This is a genomic window from Ferrovibrio sp. (assembly GCF_046297895.1).
Taxonomy (GTDB): domain Bacteria; phylum Pseudomonadota; class Alphaproteobacteria; order Ferrovibrionales; family Ferrovibrionaceae; genus Ferrovibrio.
On the sequence record NZ_JBKBHC010000002.1, the window covers coordinates 454,624 to 468,665 of the forward strand.

Sequence of the window (14,042 nt, forward strand, 5' to 3'; positions counted from 1 at the left end):
CCATGACAGAGATTCAGTTCCTCGGCCGCCCCGATGGCACCCGCCTCGCCTATTGCGCCACGCCGGCCAGGGGAACGAATGGGCCCGGCCTGCTGTTCTGCGGCGGCTTCCGCTCCGACATGACAGGCAGCAAGGCGATGGCGCTGGAGGCGGCGGCGCGCGAACGCGGCACCGGCTTCGTGCGCTTCGACTATTTTGGCCATGGCCAGTCGGACGGCAAATTCCTCGATGGCAGCATCGGACGCTGGAAGGACGACACGCTGGCGGTGCTGCGCGAGATCTGCGGACCGGGCCCGCAGATCGTGGTGGGCTCAAGCATGGGCGGCTGGCTCGCCACGCTGGCGGCGCTGGCGCTGCCGGAGAAAGTCGCCGGACTGGTGCTGATCGCCCCGGCACTGGATTTCACCGAAGACCTGATGTGGGCGCAGATGGGCGACGCGCAGCGCGCGGTTCTGCTCCGCGACGGTATCTTGCGCGAACCGTCGCAATATTCCGAGCAGCCCTATGAATACACGCTGAAGCTCATCACCGAGGGCCGGGAACATTGCATCCTGAAAGCCGGCATCGCCTTCGACAGGCCGGTGCGCATCCTGCAGGGCATGCAGGATCCCGATGTGCCATACCAGCATGCAGTGAAGACCATCGAGGCCTTCCGCGGCGATGACACCCGCCTGATCCTGCTCAAGGACGGCGACCACCGCCTCTCCCGGCCGCAGGACCTGGACCTGCTGGTCGAGACGGTGTGGAGCCTTATAATCTAGCGGGTCTTGAAAAACCCGACCATCTCCGACAGGCGCTGAGCCTGCTGGGTCAATGACTGTGCCGCCGCCGTGGTCTCCTCCACCAGAGCGGCATTGCGCTGGGTCATCTCGTCCATCTGGCCGACGGCCGTATTGATCTGCTCCAGTCCCGTCGCCTGCTCGCGGCTCGCCGCGGCGATCTCGGCCACGATATCGGTGACCTTCTTGATTGCAGTCACGATCTCGGTCAGCGACGCGCCGGTCTGGTTCACCAGGGTTGCGCCGGTCTTGACCTGGGCATTGCTTTCGGTGATCAGCGCCTTGATGTCCTTGCTGGCATTGGCGCTGCGCTGGGCAAGCGCGCGCACCTCCTGCGCCACCACCGCAAAGCCCTTGCCCGCCTCGCCGGCGCGTGCCGCCTCGACCGAGGCATTCAGCGCCAGCAGGTTGGTCTGGAAGGCGATCTCGTCGATCAGCGACACGATGTCGGAAATCTTGCGCGCGCTCTCCTCGATCTGCGTCACGGCGGCGACGGCATCGCCAACCACGCTGCCACCCTTCTGGGCGCTGTCGCGGGCTGCCACCGCCAGCTGGTTGGCGGCCTGGGCATTGTCGGCATTCTGCTTCACCGTAGCGGTGATCTCGTGCATCGAGGCTGCCGTTTCCTCGATCGAGGCGGCCTGCGATTCCGTGCGCTGGGCCAGATCCTGGCTGCCCGTCGAGATTTCGCCGGCCGCGCTGTGAACCGTGGTTGCCGTTTGCACCAACTGCGTGGCGAAATCGCGCAGGCGGGCAGCCATGCCATTGGCGCTGTTTTTCAGCTGGCCAAACACCCCGCGGTAGTCGCCATGCACCGTTTTGGTGAGATCGCCGGCCGCCATGGCCTCCATGGTATCGGCCATTTCCCTAGCCATGGTCTGCAAGGTCGCCGTCAAGCGGTTCAGCTCCTGGCTGGTGGCGAGGAAGAAGCCTTCCTTGCCGCCTTCATTGATGCGGCCCGACAGATCGCCCTGCGCCACCTTATTGACCAGCGCTGCGATCTCCTCGCCTGCAGCTTTCTCACGCGCTTCGCGTTCAAGCCGACGTTTTTCCGACTCCTCGCGCTGCCGCGCGATATCTGCCTCGGCCTTTTCCCTGGCAACCATGTTTTCCTTGAATACAGACAGGGCTCGGCCCATCTCGGCGATCTCGTCCTGCCCGCTAACTGCCGGAATCTGTGCATTCAGATCGCCGTCAGCCAGCAGGGTCATGGCGCCAGTCATATGCTTCAGCGGATTTGACACTTTGGCGAAGGTGATCCAGAGAGCAAAGGCAACAGCCGCCATGGCTGCGACCAGCAGACCGATCATGACTTGCAGAAATTCGTGATAGGCGGCCTCGGCGCGGTCATATTCAGTTTGTGCCGCCACCAACTGTACATTGATCAAATCGCTGATGCCTTCTGTGACGGGGTCGATTGTCGGATACAGTTCCGTCTCGACAAAGGTAACCAGCGCACCGGCATCATTGCGGGTGGTAATGTCCAGTAGCTTGACAATACTGCGGTTGGCCGGCGCGAACAGGGACTGAACCTTCTCGACCAGCTTTGCCTCTTCCGGCGTCAGCTTGGTGGTCGTGTACGCACGCCATTTTTCCTCGATCAGCGCCTGGGCCTTGCGAATGTCCGCAATGCCTGCTTGCGGCGTGGTGGTCTTGGCACGCATCTTGTGCGACAGGTCGACAATCTGCACGGCGTAGGCATCGGAGATGATTTTCAGATCACGCAACGGCACGACGCGGTCGGCGTAGATGCTTGCCAGCGCCTTCTCGTTTTCGCGCAGCGCATACAACCCGCTACCGGCGATGACGACGATGGTTAGAAGGAGAGCCGCTAGGCTCAAAGACAGGCGTAGACGGATGGACATAGGCGCCGCTCTTTTTTTGAGTAGTTATCGTTGAATGGTGTAGGCGGTTTTACTAATCAGCCCTGTCTTACGGTAATATTTCAGTTTCTCCCTGGTAACAATGAATTCTCAGGTGCAAATGTTGAACTTCAATCAGCCGAATAATCTGTGTGCGTTGTATTTATAGGTGCCTGGCCAAAGACATCAAACCTTCGCGATAGGTCGGATATTTCAGCCGCACGCCAAGTTCGCTTTTGATGCGGTCGTTGCGCACGCGGCGGCTGTCGGCATAGAAGCTCGCCTGCATGGGCGAGAGCCGCGCCTGATCGAAGGGAATATCCGGCGGCACCGGCAGGCCGAGCAGTTCGGCGGCATATTGCACCACATCCTGCGGCGGCGCCGGCTCGTCGTCGGCGAGATTGTAGATCGCGCCGGGATTGGGCTTTGCTATCGAGGCCTGCAGCACCTGCGCGATATCCTCCACATGGATGCGGCAGAAGACCTGCCCCGGCTTGACGATGCGGTGCGCCGTGCCGCGTTTCACGCCTTCAAGCTGGTTGCGGCCCGGCCCGTAGATGCCGGCCAGCCGGAACACATGCACCGGCACGCCATGCTCGCCCTGCAGCTTCAGCCAGCCGGCCTCGGCTTCGGCGCGGCGCTGGCTGCGCCCCTGCGTCGGCCGCAGCTCGCTCTGCTCGTCCACCCAGTCGCCGCCGCGGTCGCCATAGACGCCGGTGGTGGAGAGATAACCAAGCCATTTGAGGTTCTTCAGTTTCGCGATATCGGCGGCATGCCAGCGCAGCACGGCGTCGGCCTGTTCCTCCGCCGGCACCGAGATCAGGATATGCGTGGCGGGTCCCAGCACGGATGGATCGCTCAGCGGCGCCGTACCGTCGAAGACATGGCTGTCATACCCCAGCGCCGCAAGAGCGGCCGCCTTCTCCAGGCTGCGGCTGGTGCCGACGATGCCCCAGCCCCGCGCCTTCAATTCCGCCGCCAGGACTTTTGCGCTGAACCCCAGACCGAAACAGAACAATACGCTCATTGATACCCCGCCATCCGCCCGATGCCTTGCTTTTGCCATGCCGGCCGGCCACTCTCCGGCGCCATGACGATGCCTGCCAAGATAGTATGCGCAATGCTGGGCGCCAGTGCCCTGATGCTGGCGGCCTCAGGATTCGCCGGGGCGCAGCCCCAGCCGCAATCGCGCGTGCTGGAGGATGCCGCCTACGAGGATTGCCTGGCGCTGACGCGGCGCAATCCCGAGGAAGGCTTCGCCCAGGCCCAGCTCTGGCAGGCGACCGGCGGCGGCCTGCCGGCGGCCCATTGCGCCGCGCTGGCGCTGGTGGAGATGAAGCATTACGCCGACGCCGCCGACCGCATCGAACAGTTGCTGCCGCTCGCCGAGAAACAGGCGCCGCACCTGACCGTCGCGCTGCTCGACCAGGCGGCCAATGCCTGGCTGCTGGCCGAGTTGCCGCAGCGGGCGAAGCAGCTGCTGGATATCGCACTGAAGGCCGTGCCGGACACGCCCGACCTGCTGATAGACCGCGCGCTCAGCCATGCCGCGCTCGGCGACTATCTGGCGGCGCGCACCGATCTCGACCGCGTGCTGGGGCTGGATCCCACGCGCGAGGATGCGCTGGCCCTGCGCGCTTCGGCGCGGCGGCAGACCGGCGATCCGAAAGGCGCGCTGGAGGATGCCGAAACCGCGCTGGCCCTCAACCCGCGCCTGCCCGAGGCCCTGCTGGAACGCGGCATCCTGCGGCTGGAAGCCGGCGATACGAAGAATGCGCGCGCCGACCTGATCCAGGTGCGCCTGATCGCGCCCGAAACCGCCGCCGCCGTCTCGGCCGGCTTGTATATCGAAAGAATGGACGTCAAGCCCGACTGACTTCAGGGCCGACTGAACTCGGCGCGGACCGCCGGATCGGACTCGGCCTTTTCCCGCGGCGCCGCGAAGCGCATGAACGCGTCCGCCGGCATCAGTTGCTTCAGCGCCCAGACGGCATGGGCGCGCACCGGCGCCGCCGGATCGGCGCTTAGTGCCTCCAGTACCGGGATCGCCGCCACGTCGCCGCTGTTGCCCAGCGCGATGCAGACATTGCGTACGAAACGGTCGCGGCCGATGCGCTTCACCGGATTGGTGCTGAAACGCTCGCGAAAGGCCTCGTCATCCAGCCTGGCCAGTTCCAGCAGCAATGGCGCGGTCAGTTCCGGCCTGGCCCGCAGCGTGGCCTCGCGCGCGGCGGATGCGAACTTGTTCCATGGACAGACCGCCAGGCAGTCATCGCAGCCATAGATGCGGTTGCCCATGGGCTTGCGGAATTCATGCGGGATGATGCCGCCGTATTCGATGGTGAGATAGGAGATGCAGCGCCGCGCATCGAGCTGGTAGGGCGCGGGAAACGCCCTGGTGGGGCAGACATCGAGGCAGTTGGAACAGGAGCCGCAATGATCGGCCTCGGCCTCGTCGGCTTCGATCTCCAGCGTGGTGAGGATGATGCCGAGGAACAGCCAGGAGCCGAAGTCGCGCGACACCAGGTTGGTGTGCTTGCCCTGCCAGCCGATGCCGGCCGCAGCACTCAGCGGCTTTTCCATCAGCGGCGCGGTGTCGACGAACACCTTGACCGCGTCGCCCCATTCGCGATGCATCCAGCCGGCCAGGCTTTTGAGCTTTTTCTTCACCACCAGATGGTAGTCGCGGCCCTGGGCATAGACCGAGATGGCGGCGCGGTCGCGCTGCGCCAGCACATCGAGGGGATTGTTGTCGGGACCGTAATTCAGCCCCAGCGCGACGATGCTTTTTGCCTCGGGCCACAGCGCGTTCGGATGGCGGCGGCGCTCGGCCTTCTCTTCCAGCCAGGCCATCTCGCCATGGCGTTTCAGCGCCATGAAGGCATCGAGTTTTTCGGCAAGCTCCGGGCCGATGCGGTCGGTGCTGGTGAAGCCGACCGCATCGAATCCTTCGGCCAGAGCGCGCGCCCGGATGCGGTCTCTGGCGCTCATGCCATCAGTCCGGCAGGGCGGCGATGCAGGCGATCTCGACCCTGTATTCCGGCGCGGCCAGCTTGGCCTCGGTGGTGGCGCGGGCCGGCGTGTTGCCCTTGGCCACCCAGGCATCCCAGGCCTTGTTCATGTCGGCAAAGGTCTTGATGTCTGCGAGCCAGACATTGGCCGAAAGGATGCGCGTCTTGTCGGTGCCGGCCTGGGCCAGCAGCTTGTCGATCTGGGCCAGGATCTGCTCAGTCTGGCCGGTGACATCGGCCTTCGGGTCGGCGGCGACCTGGCCGGCGAGATACACGGTCTTGCCATGCACCACGGCCTGGCTCATGCGGGGGCCGACATCGATGCGGCGGATGGACATGGGGGATGCTCCTGTTGGTGTTGATGAAGAGTTCAGAAATCCAGATCGGCATAATGCTTCGGCGGCGGCAGGCCGGGAATGTGATCGGCCAGCAGCGGGCGGAAACTGGGGCGCGATTTCACGCGGGCATACCAGTCCTTGGCGGCGGGGTAATCCTCCCACGGGATGTCGCCCAGATAATCGACGCAGCTTAAGTGCGCGGCGGCGGCGATGTCGGCCAGGCTGAAATCCTCGCCGGCCAGCCAGTTGCGCCGCTCGGTCAGCCAGCCGATGTAGTCGAGATGGATCTTCAGGTTGGCATGCGCGATGCGGATCACGGCGGATTCGGGATGGCCCATGCCGAGGAAGCGTTTCATCACCTTCTCGAACACCAGCGGCTCGGACACCTCGCGGCCGAATTTGTGGTCCCACCACGAGACCAGCCGGCGCGTCTCGGCGCGGCCGGGCGGATCGAAGCCGATCAGCATCTTGTTGGGATAGACCTCGTCGAGGTATTCGCAGATCGCCTGGCTCTCGGCCAGCACGCGGCCGTCATGCTCGACCAGCACGGGGCCCTCGCCCGTGGGATCCATGGCGAGGAATTCCGGCCGGCGCTCCCATACCTTCTCGACTTCGAGGTCGAATTCGAGCCCCTTCTCGCGGAGCAGGACGCGGACTTTGCGGGACTGGGGCGACAGCCACAGATGGTACAGCTTGCGCATGGGGGCGGAGTTTAGTCGTATTCACACGGACGAAAAAGATTCACGCCGGAAAATTACAGGGGCATCAATCGCATGCTGAAACTCTGGGGCCGCGGCAGTTCGGTGAACGTGCAGAAGGTGCTGTGGGCACTGGACGAGCTGGGTCTGCCCTACGCGCATGTGCCGCTGGGCGGCCCGTTCGGCGGCCTCGATTCGTCCGACTACCGCGCCCTGAATCCCAACGGCCTGGTGCCGACCCTGCAGGACGGCGACGGCAGCCTGCACTGGGAAAGCAACGCGATCGTGCGCTATCTGGCGGCCCGCTACGGCGCCGGCACGCTCTGGCCCGAGGACCCGGTGGCGCGCTCGGCGGCCGACCGCTGGATGGACTGGGTGCCGACCACGCTCGGCGAGCCGATGCGCGTGCTGTTCTGGGGCTTCGTGCGCGACCCGGTGAACGCCGACCTGAACGCCATGGCCGCCGCCGAAACCCGGCTGGCCGAACTCTGGGGCCGGGTCGATGCCCATCTGGCGGCGCAGCCCTTTATCGGCGGCGAGCGGCTGACCATGGGCGATATCCCGCTGGGCTGCCATGTGCAGCGCTGGCTGGGTTTCCCCATCACCCGCCCCGACCTGCCGCACCTGGCCGCCTGGCATGCCCGCCTGAGCGCCCGACCCGGCTTTGCCCGGCATGTGATGGTGCCGATGCAGTGAAATGACCGGAGCAGCCCGTTTGGGTTCATTCCGGTTCGTTTGGGTTCGTTTCGGTCCGCGGGTGCTCGTTCGGGTTCGTTCGGGTTCGTTCGGGTTCGTTTCGGTCCGCGGGTGCTCGTTCGGGTTCGTTCGGGTTCGTTTCGGTTCGTTTGGCGTATCGCCGCTTATCGCCACGTATCACTGCTTATCGGGACCGTTTTCCGGCTTCCGGGACGGTAAAACCGGACAAAAAATGCCAGAAACGGGCAGTCCCGGGCATTTTTGGGGCTGAATCGGCAGATTTTCGGCCGGATTATGCCGGTTTCTGTCGAGTTCCATGCTTATGACCCCCGTTCTGCCGTCCAGACGGGCCTTTTTGGACATAATTCGCTACACACTACCGGTTCGGTTAACCGGAAGGCGGCTGCTCGTAAATGAGAACATATATAGTACGAATGGCCGGCCGGGTCAAGCCGGCCTGACCTGATCCCCAATCGCCGGCCGGCGCCCCGGCTGGACAAATCCGCAGCCATCTGCGCCTATGCCCACCCGGGCCCGGAGCGATCCGCGAGCAGCCGGCTTTTCCACAAAGACAAGGTGATTCATGAAGGATAAGGACGGCTTTGCCGAACGGCTCGGCACGGCAGCGGCGGCCCGTCAGGCCCTGCTCGACAAGGCGCGGGCGCTGAACCCCGCCAACGACCCCGATTTCGCCGCCCGCCAGGCGGCAAGGCTGGAAGCCAGCCGCCGCCGCGAGGCCGCCGAGGCCGAACGTAAGGCCGCGAAGCTGGCCGAGGCAGAGCGCAAGGCCGCCGAACGCGAGGCCGCCAAGGCCGCCGCCGAAGCCGCCGCCCGGGCCGAAGCAGAAGCCCAGGAAGCCGCCCGCGCCGCCAAGGCCAATGTGAAGGTGAAATCCGAAGCCGAACTGAAGGCGGCGCGCGACGCGCGCTATGCCGCCCGCAAGGCGCGCCGGAAGTAAGACCTGAGGATCGTCATGGCCGGCTTTGTGCCGGCCATCCACGCCTTACAGATCACACATCCGCAGACCCGCCCCAGCCGCCTTCGCGCGCATCCAGCGTGCCGCGCGTGAGCACCATGTCTTTCGCATCGAGATCGCCGGCGCCCAGATCGGGCTGCGTTTCCAGCGCTGCGTAAAGCGGCGTGAAATCCGGTTTCGTCGCCTCGAACAGCTCCTCGAAGCTGCGGATCACGAAATAGGTCTTCTGATAGGTGTCGATGCGGTAGCGCGTGCGCATCAGCCGCAGCAGATCGAAACGCACACGATTTGGTGCCGCTGAATCGAGGCAGAAAACGCTTTCGCCCTTGGACGACAGAATCCCCGCGCCATAGATGCGCGGTCCGTCCGCCGTTTCGATCAGGCCGAATTCCACGGTGTACCAGTAGAGCCGCGCCAGCCGGTGCAGCGCGTTCAGCCCCGCCGCCTTCAGCCCGCCTTCGCCATAGGCCTGCATGTAATCGGCGAAGACCGGGTTCATCAGCAGCGGCACATGGCCGTAGATGTCGTGGAAGGCATCGGGTTCCTGGATGTAGTCGAGCTGGTCGGCCCGGCGGATCCACCAGGTGACCGGGAAGCGGCGCCGCGCCAGATGGCCAAAGAAGATCTCGTCCGGCACCAGGCCCGGCACGCAGACGATGCGCCAGCCGGTGGCGCGTTCCAGCACATCGGACAGGCGTTCGAAATCCGGCACGCCATCCGAGGCGACACCCAGGCCTTTCAGGCCATCGAGGAATTCCGGACAGGCCCGGCCGGGCAGCAGGCCGGCCTGGCGCGCAAAGAGGGTGCGCCACACGGCATGATCTTCCGCCGTATAGCGCTGCAGCGGCTGGGCATGGGTGTAATCGGCGGCGATCTCCAGATCGGCCAGATGTTCCTGCACGGCCATGACGGCCTCCCTCTGCCGTATTCGTGTTCTAGCAAGGATATGGCGAATGCTGCGCAAAAACCCCGCAACATGACGCGCATTTCAGTCGCTTAATGCATGAAAATCTCATATTCTCACAAAAAAAGGAGAAACCGTGCATGCGGCCGGATCTGGACGTTTTCGACCTGCGCCTGCTGGCCGCCCTGCAGCAGGATGGCCGCGCGCCCAATGCCGCCCTGGCCGATGCGGTGGGCCTGAGCGCCAGCCAGATCAGCCGGCGCCTTGCCCGCCTGGAGCAGGAGGGGGTGGTGGAGCGCTATGCCGCCCTGCTGCGGCCCGAGGCGGTGGGCCTGACCGTGCAGGCCTTCACGGCGGTATCGCTGGAACGCCATGCCGAGGGCATCGTACAGGGCTTCGAGCAGACTGTGCTGGCCTGTCCGGAGATCCTGGAATGCTGGTCGGTGACCGGCGAGGCGGATTTCGTGCTGCGCATCGTGGCACCCGACCTGAAAGCCTTTGCCGATTTCCTGAGCCAGCGCCTGCTGCGCGTGCCGGGCATGCGCAGCGTGCGATCGAGCATCGTGCTGCACCGGATCAAGCAGACCACGGCGCTGCCGCTGGAGCAGGCGGCGGACTAGCGCCCGGACAGGCGGCAGCTACTATTTTGAAGTAAGCCCCGACTACACTATCCGGGCCGCAGTTCCTCAGCGCTGATGCAATAGTCATCCCGTCATGCTCGGGCTTGGCCCGAGCATCCACGAATTGCTGTAAAAAACTCGTGGATGCCCGGCACAAGGCCGGGCATGACGGTTTATATCTCTGGTCATGGCCCGGCCATGACGGCCGTATTTTGGCGGGTCTATTCCCGGCTGAGCTGCCGCAGCCAGGCGACGATATCCTCGGTCTGCTGGCGCGACAGTTCGATGCCGCGCATGGGCGGGTGCGGCGCGGCGAGCCAGGCGCGCAGGCGGGCTTCGTCATTGGGACGGCCGCGCATCAGCCGTGGCAGGGACGGCGCCGCATCGCTGCCCCGCGAGGCCGTGCCATGGCAGGACGCGCACCAGCGCTCGGTCAGCACGCGGCCCCGCGCGGCATCGCCCACCTCGGCGGCCTGCGCCCCCCTGGCGGTATCAGAAGCACGCGCCGTATCGAGCGGGATCGTCTGGCTGCAGGTGGCGAACAGCGCGATGGCCAGCAGGGATGCGAGGCGTTGCGCTGTCATGGCGTCATTCCTTCAGGAAATCCGGGCTGGCAGAGGCGATCAGCAATTCGACCAGACCCGTCATGGCGCTCTGCACGCGGTTGAACCCTCCGGCCTTTTCGATGCGCGTCTCGTCCATATAGAGGTCGCGGTTGATCTCGAGCTGCAGCGTGTGGATGCCGCGGTCGCGGCGGCTGTAATACTGGGTGATGTAGCCGCCGGCATAGGGCTTGTTGCGCGTGGTGCTGAAGCCGCAGGATTTCAGGTAGTCCTCGACGCGATCCACCAGATGCGGCGCGCAGGATGCGCCATGGAAATCGCCGATCACCATGTCGGCGCGGCGCTGGCCCGCATCGGGCTGGTTGCTGCCGCCCACGGACGGCATCGAATGGCAGTCGAGCAGCAGGGCGACGCCGTGCTGCGCCAGCGCCTCGTTCAGCAGGGACTGAATGGCGTCGTGATAGGGCCGCCAGCAGGTTTCGACGCGGCGCTCGGCCTCGGCGAAGGGAAGCTTGCCCTTGTAGATCTCCAGCCCGCCGGCCACCACGCGGGCAATCGTGCCCAGCCCGGCGCCGATCTTGGTGGAATCGGTCACCACATGCGGCGGCAGCGGCGCGTCGAACATGCCGGGATCGAGTTCATAGGCGGCGCGGTTGGGGTCGCAATAGGCGCGTGGGAACAGGGCTTCGAGCAAAGGCGCGCCCAGGACCGGGCCGGCGGCATAAAGCTCGTGGATGAAGGCGTCTTCCGAGCGGCGCAGGGTAAGCGGATCGAGCTGGCTGGCGCCCTGGAAACTGGCCGGATAGATGTCGCCGGAATGGGGCGAGGAGAGCACCAGGGCCGAACGGCTGCCGGATGGCCGGGTGACGCGGATCGGCGGATCGGCCGGGAATTCCGGGTCGGGCAGGAACTGGCGGGGTTTCAGACTGGCACTGCTTGTCATGAACGGACCTGAGGGGGACGCGGATACGGGGACGACGGGCCGAACCGCCGCACAGACTATGGGGCAGGGGGGAGGGCTTGCCAACCGGCGCATCAATGTTTAAAAGCCAGCCGGTCCGGTCGACCACCGGACCCTGCGGCCCGGCCCTGCCCGGCGCTTCGGGCCGGCGCGAACGGGCGGTTAGCTCAGCGGTAGAGCACTACCTTGACATGGTAGGGGTCACAAGTTCGATCCTTGTACCGCCCACCACGCGCCTGCGGACGCCCCGCCCGACACCACTTTTTCGTATGGTCAGCAGCCCCTGCGCGAATTCGACTCGGATTCTTTCGCCGAAAAAAGCCGGAAAACCAGCTTTTTTATTCAGACATAATTAAGCATAATATCGCCACGATCAGTCCTGTTTCCGCGCCGGCCCTGGCAGGCAGCATCATCCAGGCCGGCAGCATAATGGCGTGTGTTCCGGTTTGGCCCGCAGGCCAACGCAGCCTGCGGCCCAGACGAATGGAGGGCAATCAGGCATGGCGTCCAGATCAGGCATGGCGTCCAGGATGTGTCATCCAGTGATCCGCGGATCGGCCCATGGCCGGGGGGCTGGCGCATGACTGTGGAAACCGCCACGATTCCGGTCGGCACCGTTTTCGTCGAATGCTCGCGTTTCCTGCCGCGCGCGGCACAGCCGCGCTGGCGTGTGGAGCGGATCGTCGCCCTGCCGAACCTGCCCGAGCATGCCGCGATCCGCAAACTGGAACCCGGCGGCGAGGAACGCCTGATCACTCTGCAGGCCCTTGCGCTGAGCGGAAAATACACCCGCCTCGATAACTGATCGCGATCCACGACTGCGGATCCGGACTGGAAAGCCCTGGTTGTAGGCCTGCGGCTGCAGGCTCAGGGCTGCGGAGCCCCACCCGCTGCGGGATGAATAATTGGTGTACTGCCTATAGAGGTAGAAAAATCTATTCGCTATACGCCGAGTTCTGGTAGCGTCTCCATACGGTTGGTTGAAACAGCGTGTTGGAGATGCCCGCATGTCCGTTGCCCCTCCCTTCCGTCTGGCCCGGCTTTCCCTGGTCACCAAACTCGTACTGGTCTTTGCCGTCCTGATCGCACTGACTGCCGCCGCCGTGGGCGGCGGCGCGATCTGGGAAATCCGCAGCGAAGTCGCCAACCAGGTGATCGACCGGCAGAACAACAGCCTGCGCACCCTGGCGGTGCTGCTGCGCAAGACCTTCCCCGACACCACATTCGAGATCGACGCCCAGGGCCGCGTCGGCCGCGTAACGATGAAGGAGATTCCCGATTTCGCCGACCATACGATGATCGACGAGATCGGCAGCGTCACCGGCGAAACCGCCACTTTGTTCCGCTGGCAGGAAGCCGAGCAGGATTTCTTCCGCAAGACCACCAACATCAAGCGCGATGACGGGGTGCGTGCCGTGGGCACGCCGCTGGGCAAGGCCAGCGCCGCCTATGCGCCGCTGGTGGCCGGCCGCACCTATCTCGGCGAGGCGGTGATTCTGGGCAAGCCCTACTACACCGTCTATCACCCCGTGCATGATCCGGCCGGCAAGGTGATCGGCATCCTCTATGCCGGCGTGCTGAAATCCCGCATCGACGCTTTCAGCAACCTGCTGGCCATGGAAATCCTGATCGCGGCCGGGATCGCCATGGTCGTCGGCATCGCCATCGCCGTGCTGGTGACGCGCATTCTGATGCGTCCCTTGCCGCGCCTGACCGAGGCCACCGGGCGCCTGGCCGAATACGACACCTCCGCGCAGATCGACTATCAGACGCGCGGCGACGAGATCGGCAGCCTGGCGCGCGCGGTGGAAAGGCTGAAGCAGACCTCGGTGACGGCTGCCCGCGCCGAAAGCGGCCTGGAAAACGTGTCGGCGAACGTGATGATCGCCGACGAGAACAACGTGATTGTCTATTGCAATGCCGCCGTGCTGAAGACCCTGACGCTGGCGCAGGAAGACATTCCCAAGGATCTGCCGCATTTCGATGCCCAGAACCTGATCGGCAAGAATATCGACATCTTCCACAAGAACCCCGCGCATCAGCAGACGATGCTGGCCGCCCTGAAGGACACGCACCGGGCGCGCATCACCGTGGGCGGCCGCATTTTCGATCTGACCGCGAATCCGGCCGTCAACCGCCGCGGCACCCGCGTCGGCACGGTGGTGGAATGGGCCGACCGCACCGAGGATGTGCGCATCGGCAACGAACTGGTGGCGATGATCGAGAGCGCCAGCGACAAGGGTTTTGCCGAACGCATCGACACGTCGAAACGCAGCGGCTTCATCAAGTCCCTGGGCGAGGCGATCAATACCATGTCGGATAAATGCCAGGCGATGACCGGCGAAATCGCGGACGGCATCCGCGCGGTGGCGGCCGGCGACCTCAGCCATCGCTCCGACAGGCAGTATCCCGGCATCTTCGGGCAACTGAAGAGCGGCGCCGATGCCATGGCCGAGCGCATGCGCGATTTCGCCCAGCGCCTGGCCGAAAGCGCGCGGCTGGTGCGCGATGCTTCGGCCGAGATCTCGACCGGCAGCCAGGACCTGGCGCAGCGGACGGAGAGCCAGGCGGCCTCGATCGAGGAGACGGCGGCCTCGATGCACGAGATCACCACGACGGTGAAGCAGAATGCCG

General features: G+C 64.9%; 15 protein-coding genes and 1 tRNA gene. 8 read left to right on the plus strand and 8 right to left on the minus strand.

Annotated elements, in window-relative coordinates; all coding sequences use genetic code 11:
• Positions 1-2: 2 nt before the first annotated feature.
• Positions 3-761 carry an alpha/beta hydrolase gene (locus ACK4FK_RS04835; protein WP_409741880.1) on the plus strand — a complete coding sequence of 253 codons (759 nt, stop codon included), beginning with the start codon at positions 3-5 and terminating at the stop codon, positions 759-761.
• Here the strand turns inward: ACK4FK_RS04835 and ACK4FK_RS04840 are convergent.
• Positions 758-2,644, minus strand: coding sequence for a methyl-accepting chemotaxis protein (locus tag ACK4FK_RS04840; RefSeq protein WP_409741883.1), 1,887 nt, complete (start codon positions 2,642-2,644; stop codon positions 758-760). The genes ACK4FK_RS04835 and ACK4FK_RS04840 overlap by 4 nt on opposite strands.
• A 160-nt stretch (positions 2,645-2,804) precedes the next feature.
• A complete protein-coding gene (locus tag ACK4FK_RS04845; RefSeq protein WP_409741886.1) occupies positions 2,805-3,668 on the minus strand; it encodes an SDR family oxidoreductase in 864 nt (287 codons plus the stop codon).
• Between the two features lie 93 nt (positions 3,669-3,761).
• Here ACK4FK_RS04845 and ACK4FK_RS04850 point away from each other — a divergent pair, with 93 nt between their 5' ends.
• Positions 3,762-4,517 (plus strand): tetratricopeptide repeat protein, encoded by a 756-nt coding sequence (locus ACK4FK_RS04850; protein ID WP_409741889.1) that lies wholly within the window; start codon positions 3,762-3,764, stop codon positions 4,515-4,517.
• 2 nt (positions 4,518-4,519) lie between these two features.
• Here ACK4FK_RS04850 and queG read toward each other — a convergent pair whose 3' ends face one another.
• The 3 genes from queG to ACK4FK_RS04865 are packed head-to-tail and all read right to left on the minus strand — an operon-like array spanning position 4,520 to position 6,691.
• Complete coding sequence (gene queG / locus ACK4FK_RS04855; RefSeq protein WP_409741892.1) at positions 4,520-5,632, minus strand: tRNA epoxyqueuosine(34) reductase QueG; 1,113 nt, start codon at positions 5,630-5,632, stop codon at positions 4,520-4,522.
• A gap of 4 nt (positions 5,633-5,636) precedes the next feature.
• A complete protein-coding gene (locus tag ACK4FK_RS04860; protein ID WP_409741895.1) occupies positions 5,637-5,990 on the minus strand; it encodes a RidA family protein in 354 nt (117 codons plus the stop codon).
• A 32-nt stretch (positions 5,991-6,022) separates the two neighbouring features.
• The gene (locus tag ACK4FK_RS04865) at positions 6,023-6,691 is read right to left on the minus strand and encodes a glutathione S-transferase family protein (RefSeq protein ID WP_409741898.1); all 669 of its coding nucleotides are present in this window, start codon (positions 6,689-6,691) and stop codon (positions 6,023-6,025) included.
• Positions 6,692-6,763: 72 nt separating this feature from the next.
• Here ACK4FK_RS04865 and ACK4FK_RS04870 point away from each other — a divergent pair, with 72 nt between their 5' ends.
• Positions 6,764-7,384, plus strand: coding sequence for a glutathione S-transferase family protein (locus ACK4FK_RS04870; RefSeq protein WP_409741900.1), 621 nt, complete (start codon positions 6,764-6,766; stop codon positions 7,382-7,384).
• A 583-nt stretch (positions 7,385-7,967) separates the two neighbouring features.
• Entirely contained in the window at positions 7,968-8,342 is a 375-nt protein-coding gene (locus tag ACK4FK_RS04875; protein WP_409741903.1) for a DUF6481 family protein, read from the plus strand.
• Positions 8,343-8,394: 52 nt separating this feature from the next.
• On the opposite strand, the gene phhA is transcribed toward ACK4FK_RS04875, so the two are convergent.
• Positions 8,395-9,267: a phenylalanine 4-monooxygenase gene (gene phhA, locus ACK4FK_RS04880; protein ID WP_409741906.1), complete on the minus strand. Its 873-nt coding sequence runs from the start codon at positions 9,265-9,267 to the stop codon at positions 8,395-8,397.
• A 137-nt stretch (positions 9,268-9,404) separates the two neighbouring features.
• On the opposite strand from phhA, the gene ACK4FK_RS04885 reads away from it, so the two are divergent.
• The gene (locus ACK4FK_RS04885; RefSeq protein ID WP_409741908.1) at positions 9,405-9,884 is read left to right on the plus strand and encodes an Lrp/AsnC family transcriptional regulator; all 480 of its coding nucleotides are present in this window, start codon (positions 9,405-9,407) and stop codon (positions 9,882-9,884) included.
• Between the two features lie 221 nt (positions 9,885-10,105).
• Here ACK4FK_RS04885 and ACK4FK_RS04890 read toward each other — a convergent pair whose 3' ends face one another.
• The gene (locus ACK4FK_RS04890; protein ID WP_409741911.1) at positions 10,106-10,468 is read right to left on the minus strand and encodes a c-type cytochrome; all 363 of its coding nucleotides are present in this window, start codon (positions 10,466-10,468) and stop codon (positions 10,106-10,108) included.
• 4 nt (positions 10,469-10,472) lie between these two features.
• Positions 10,473-11,390, minus strand: coding sequence for an N-formylglutamate amidohydrolase (locus tag ACK4FK_RS04895; RefSeq protein WP_409741914.1), 918 nt, complete (start codon positions 11,388-11,390; stop codon positions 10,473-10,475).
• 174 nt (positions 11,391-11,564) lie between these two features.
• Between ACK4FK_RS04895 and ACK4FK_RS04900 the strand changes: the two genes are divergently transcribed.
• The 3 genes from ACK4FK_RS04900 to ACK4FK_RS04910 all read left to right on the plus strand — a co-directional run.
• Positions 11,565-11,639 (plus strand) — tRNA-Val (locus ACK4FK_RS04900).
• A gap of 349 nt (positions 11,640-11,988) precedes the next feature.
• Complete coding sequence (locus tag ACK4FK_RS04905; RefSeq protein ID WP_409741917.1) at positions 11,989-12,213, plus strand: hypothetical protein; 225 nt, start codon at positions 11,989-11,991, stop codon at positions 12,211-12,213.
• 202 nt (positions 12,214-12,415) lie between these two features.
• The coding region (locus ACK4FK_RS04910; protein ID WP_409741920.1) for a Cache 3/Cache 2 fusion domain-containing protein at positions 12,416-14,042 on the plus strand (1,627 nt) is incomplete at its 3' end.

Coding starts and splice junctions, on each gene's coding strand:
- ACK4FK_RS04835 (WP_409741880.1), top strand. CDS start 3: ATGACAGAGATTCAGTTCCTCGGCCGCCCCGATGGCACCCGCCTCGCC.
- ACK4FK_RS04840 (WP_409741883.1), bottom strand. CDS start 2,644: ATGTCCATCCGTCTACGCCTGTCTTTGAGCCTAGCGGCTCTCCTTCTA.
- ACK4FK_RS04845 (WP_409741886.1), bottom strand. CDS start 3,668: ATGAGCGTATTGTTCTGTTTCGGTCTGGGGTTCAGCGCAAAAGTCCTG.
- ACK4FK_RS04850 (WP_409741889.1), top strand. CDS start 3,762: ATGCTGGGCGCCAGTGCCCTGATGCTGGCGGCCTCAGGATTCGCCGGG.
- queG (WP_409741892.1), bottom strand. CDS start 5,632: ATGAGCGCCAGAGACCGCATCCGGGCGCGCGCTCTGGCCGAAGGATTC.
- ACK4FK_RS04860 (WP_409741895.1), bottom strand. CDS start 5,990: ATGTCCATCCGCCGCATCGATGTCGGCCCCCGCATGAGCCAGGCCGTG.
- ACK4FK_RS04865 (WP_409741898.1), bottom strand. CDS start 6,691: ATGCGCAAGCTGTACCATCTGTGGCTGTCGCCCCAGTCCCGCAAAGTC.
- ACK4FK_RS04870 (WP_409741900.1), top strand. CDS start 6,764: ATGCTGAAACTCTGGGGCCGCGGCAGTTCGGTGAACGTGCAGAAGGTG.
- ACK4FK_RS04875 (WP_409741903.1), top strand. CDS start 7,968: ATGAAGGATAAGGACGGCTTTGCCGAACGGCTCGGCACGGCAGCGGCG.
- phhA (WP_409741906.1), bottom strand. CDS start 9,267: ATGGCCGTGCAGGAACATCTGGCCGATCTGGAGATCGCCGCCGATTAC.
- ACK4FK_RS04885 (WP_409741908.1), top strand. CDS start 9,405: ATGCGGCCGGATCTGGACGTTTTCGACCTGCGCCTGCTGGCCGCCCTG.
- ACK4FK_RS04890 (WP_409741911.1), bottom strand. CDS start 10,468: ATGACAGCGCAACGCCTCGCATCCCTGCTGGCCATCGCGCTGTTCGCC.
- ACK4FK_RS04895 (WP_409741914.1), bottom strand. CDS start 11,390: ATGACAAGCAGTGCCAGTCTGAAACCCCGCCAGTTCCTGCCCGACCCG.
- ACK4FK_RS04905 (WP_409741917.1), top strand. CDS start 11,989: ATGACTGTGGAAACCGCCACGATTCCGGTCGGCACCGTTTTCGTCGAA.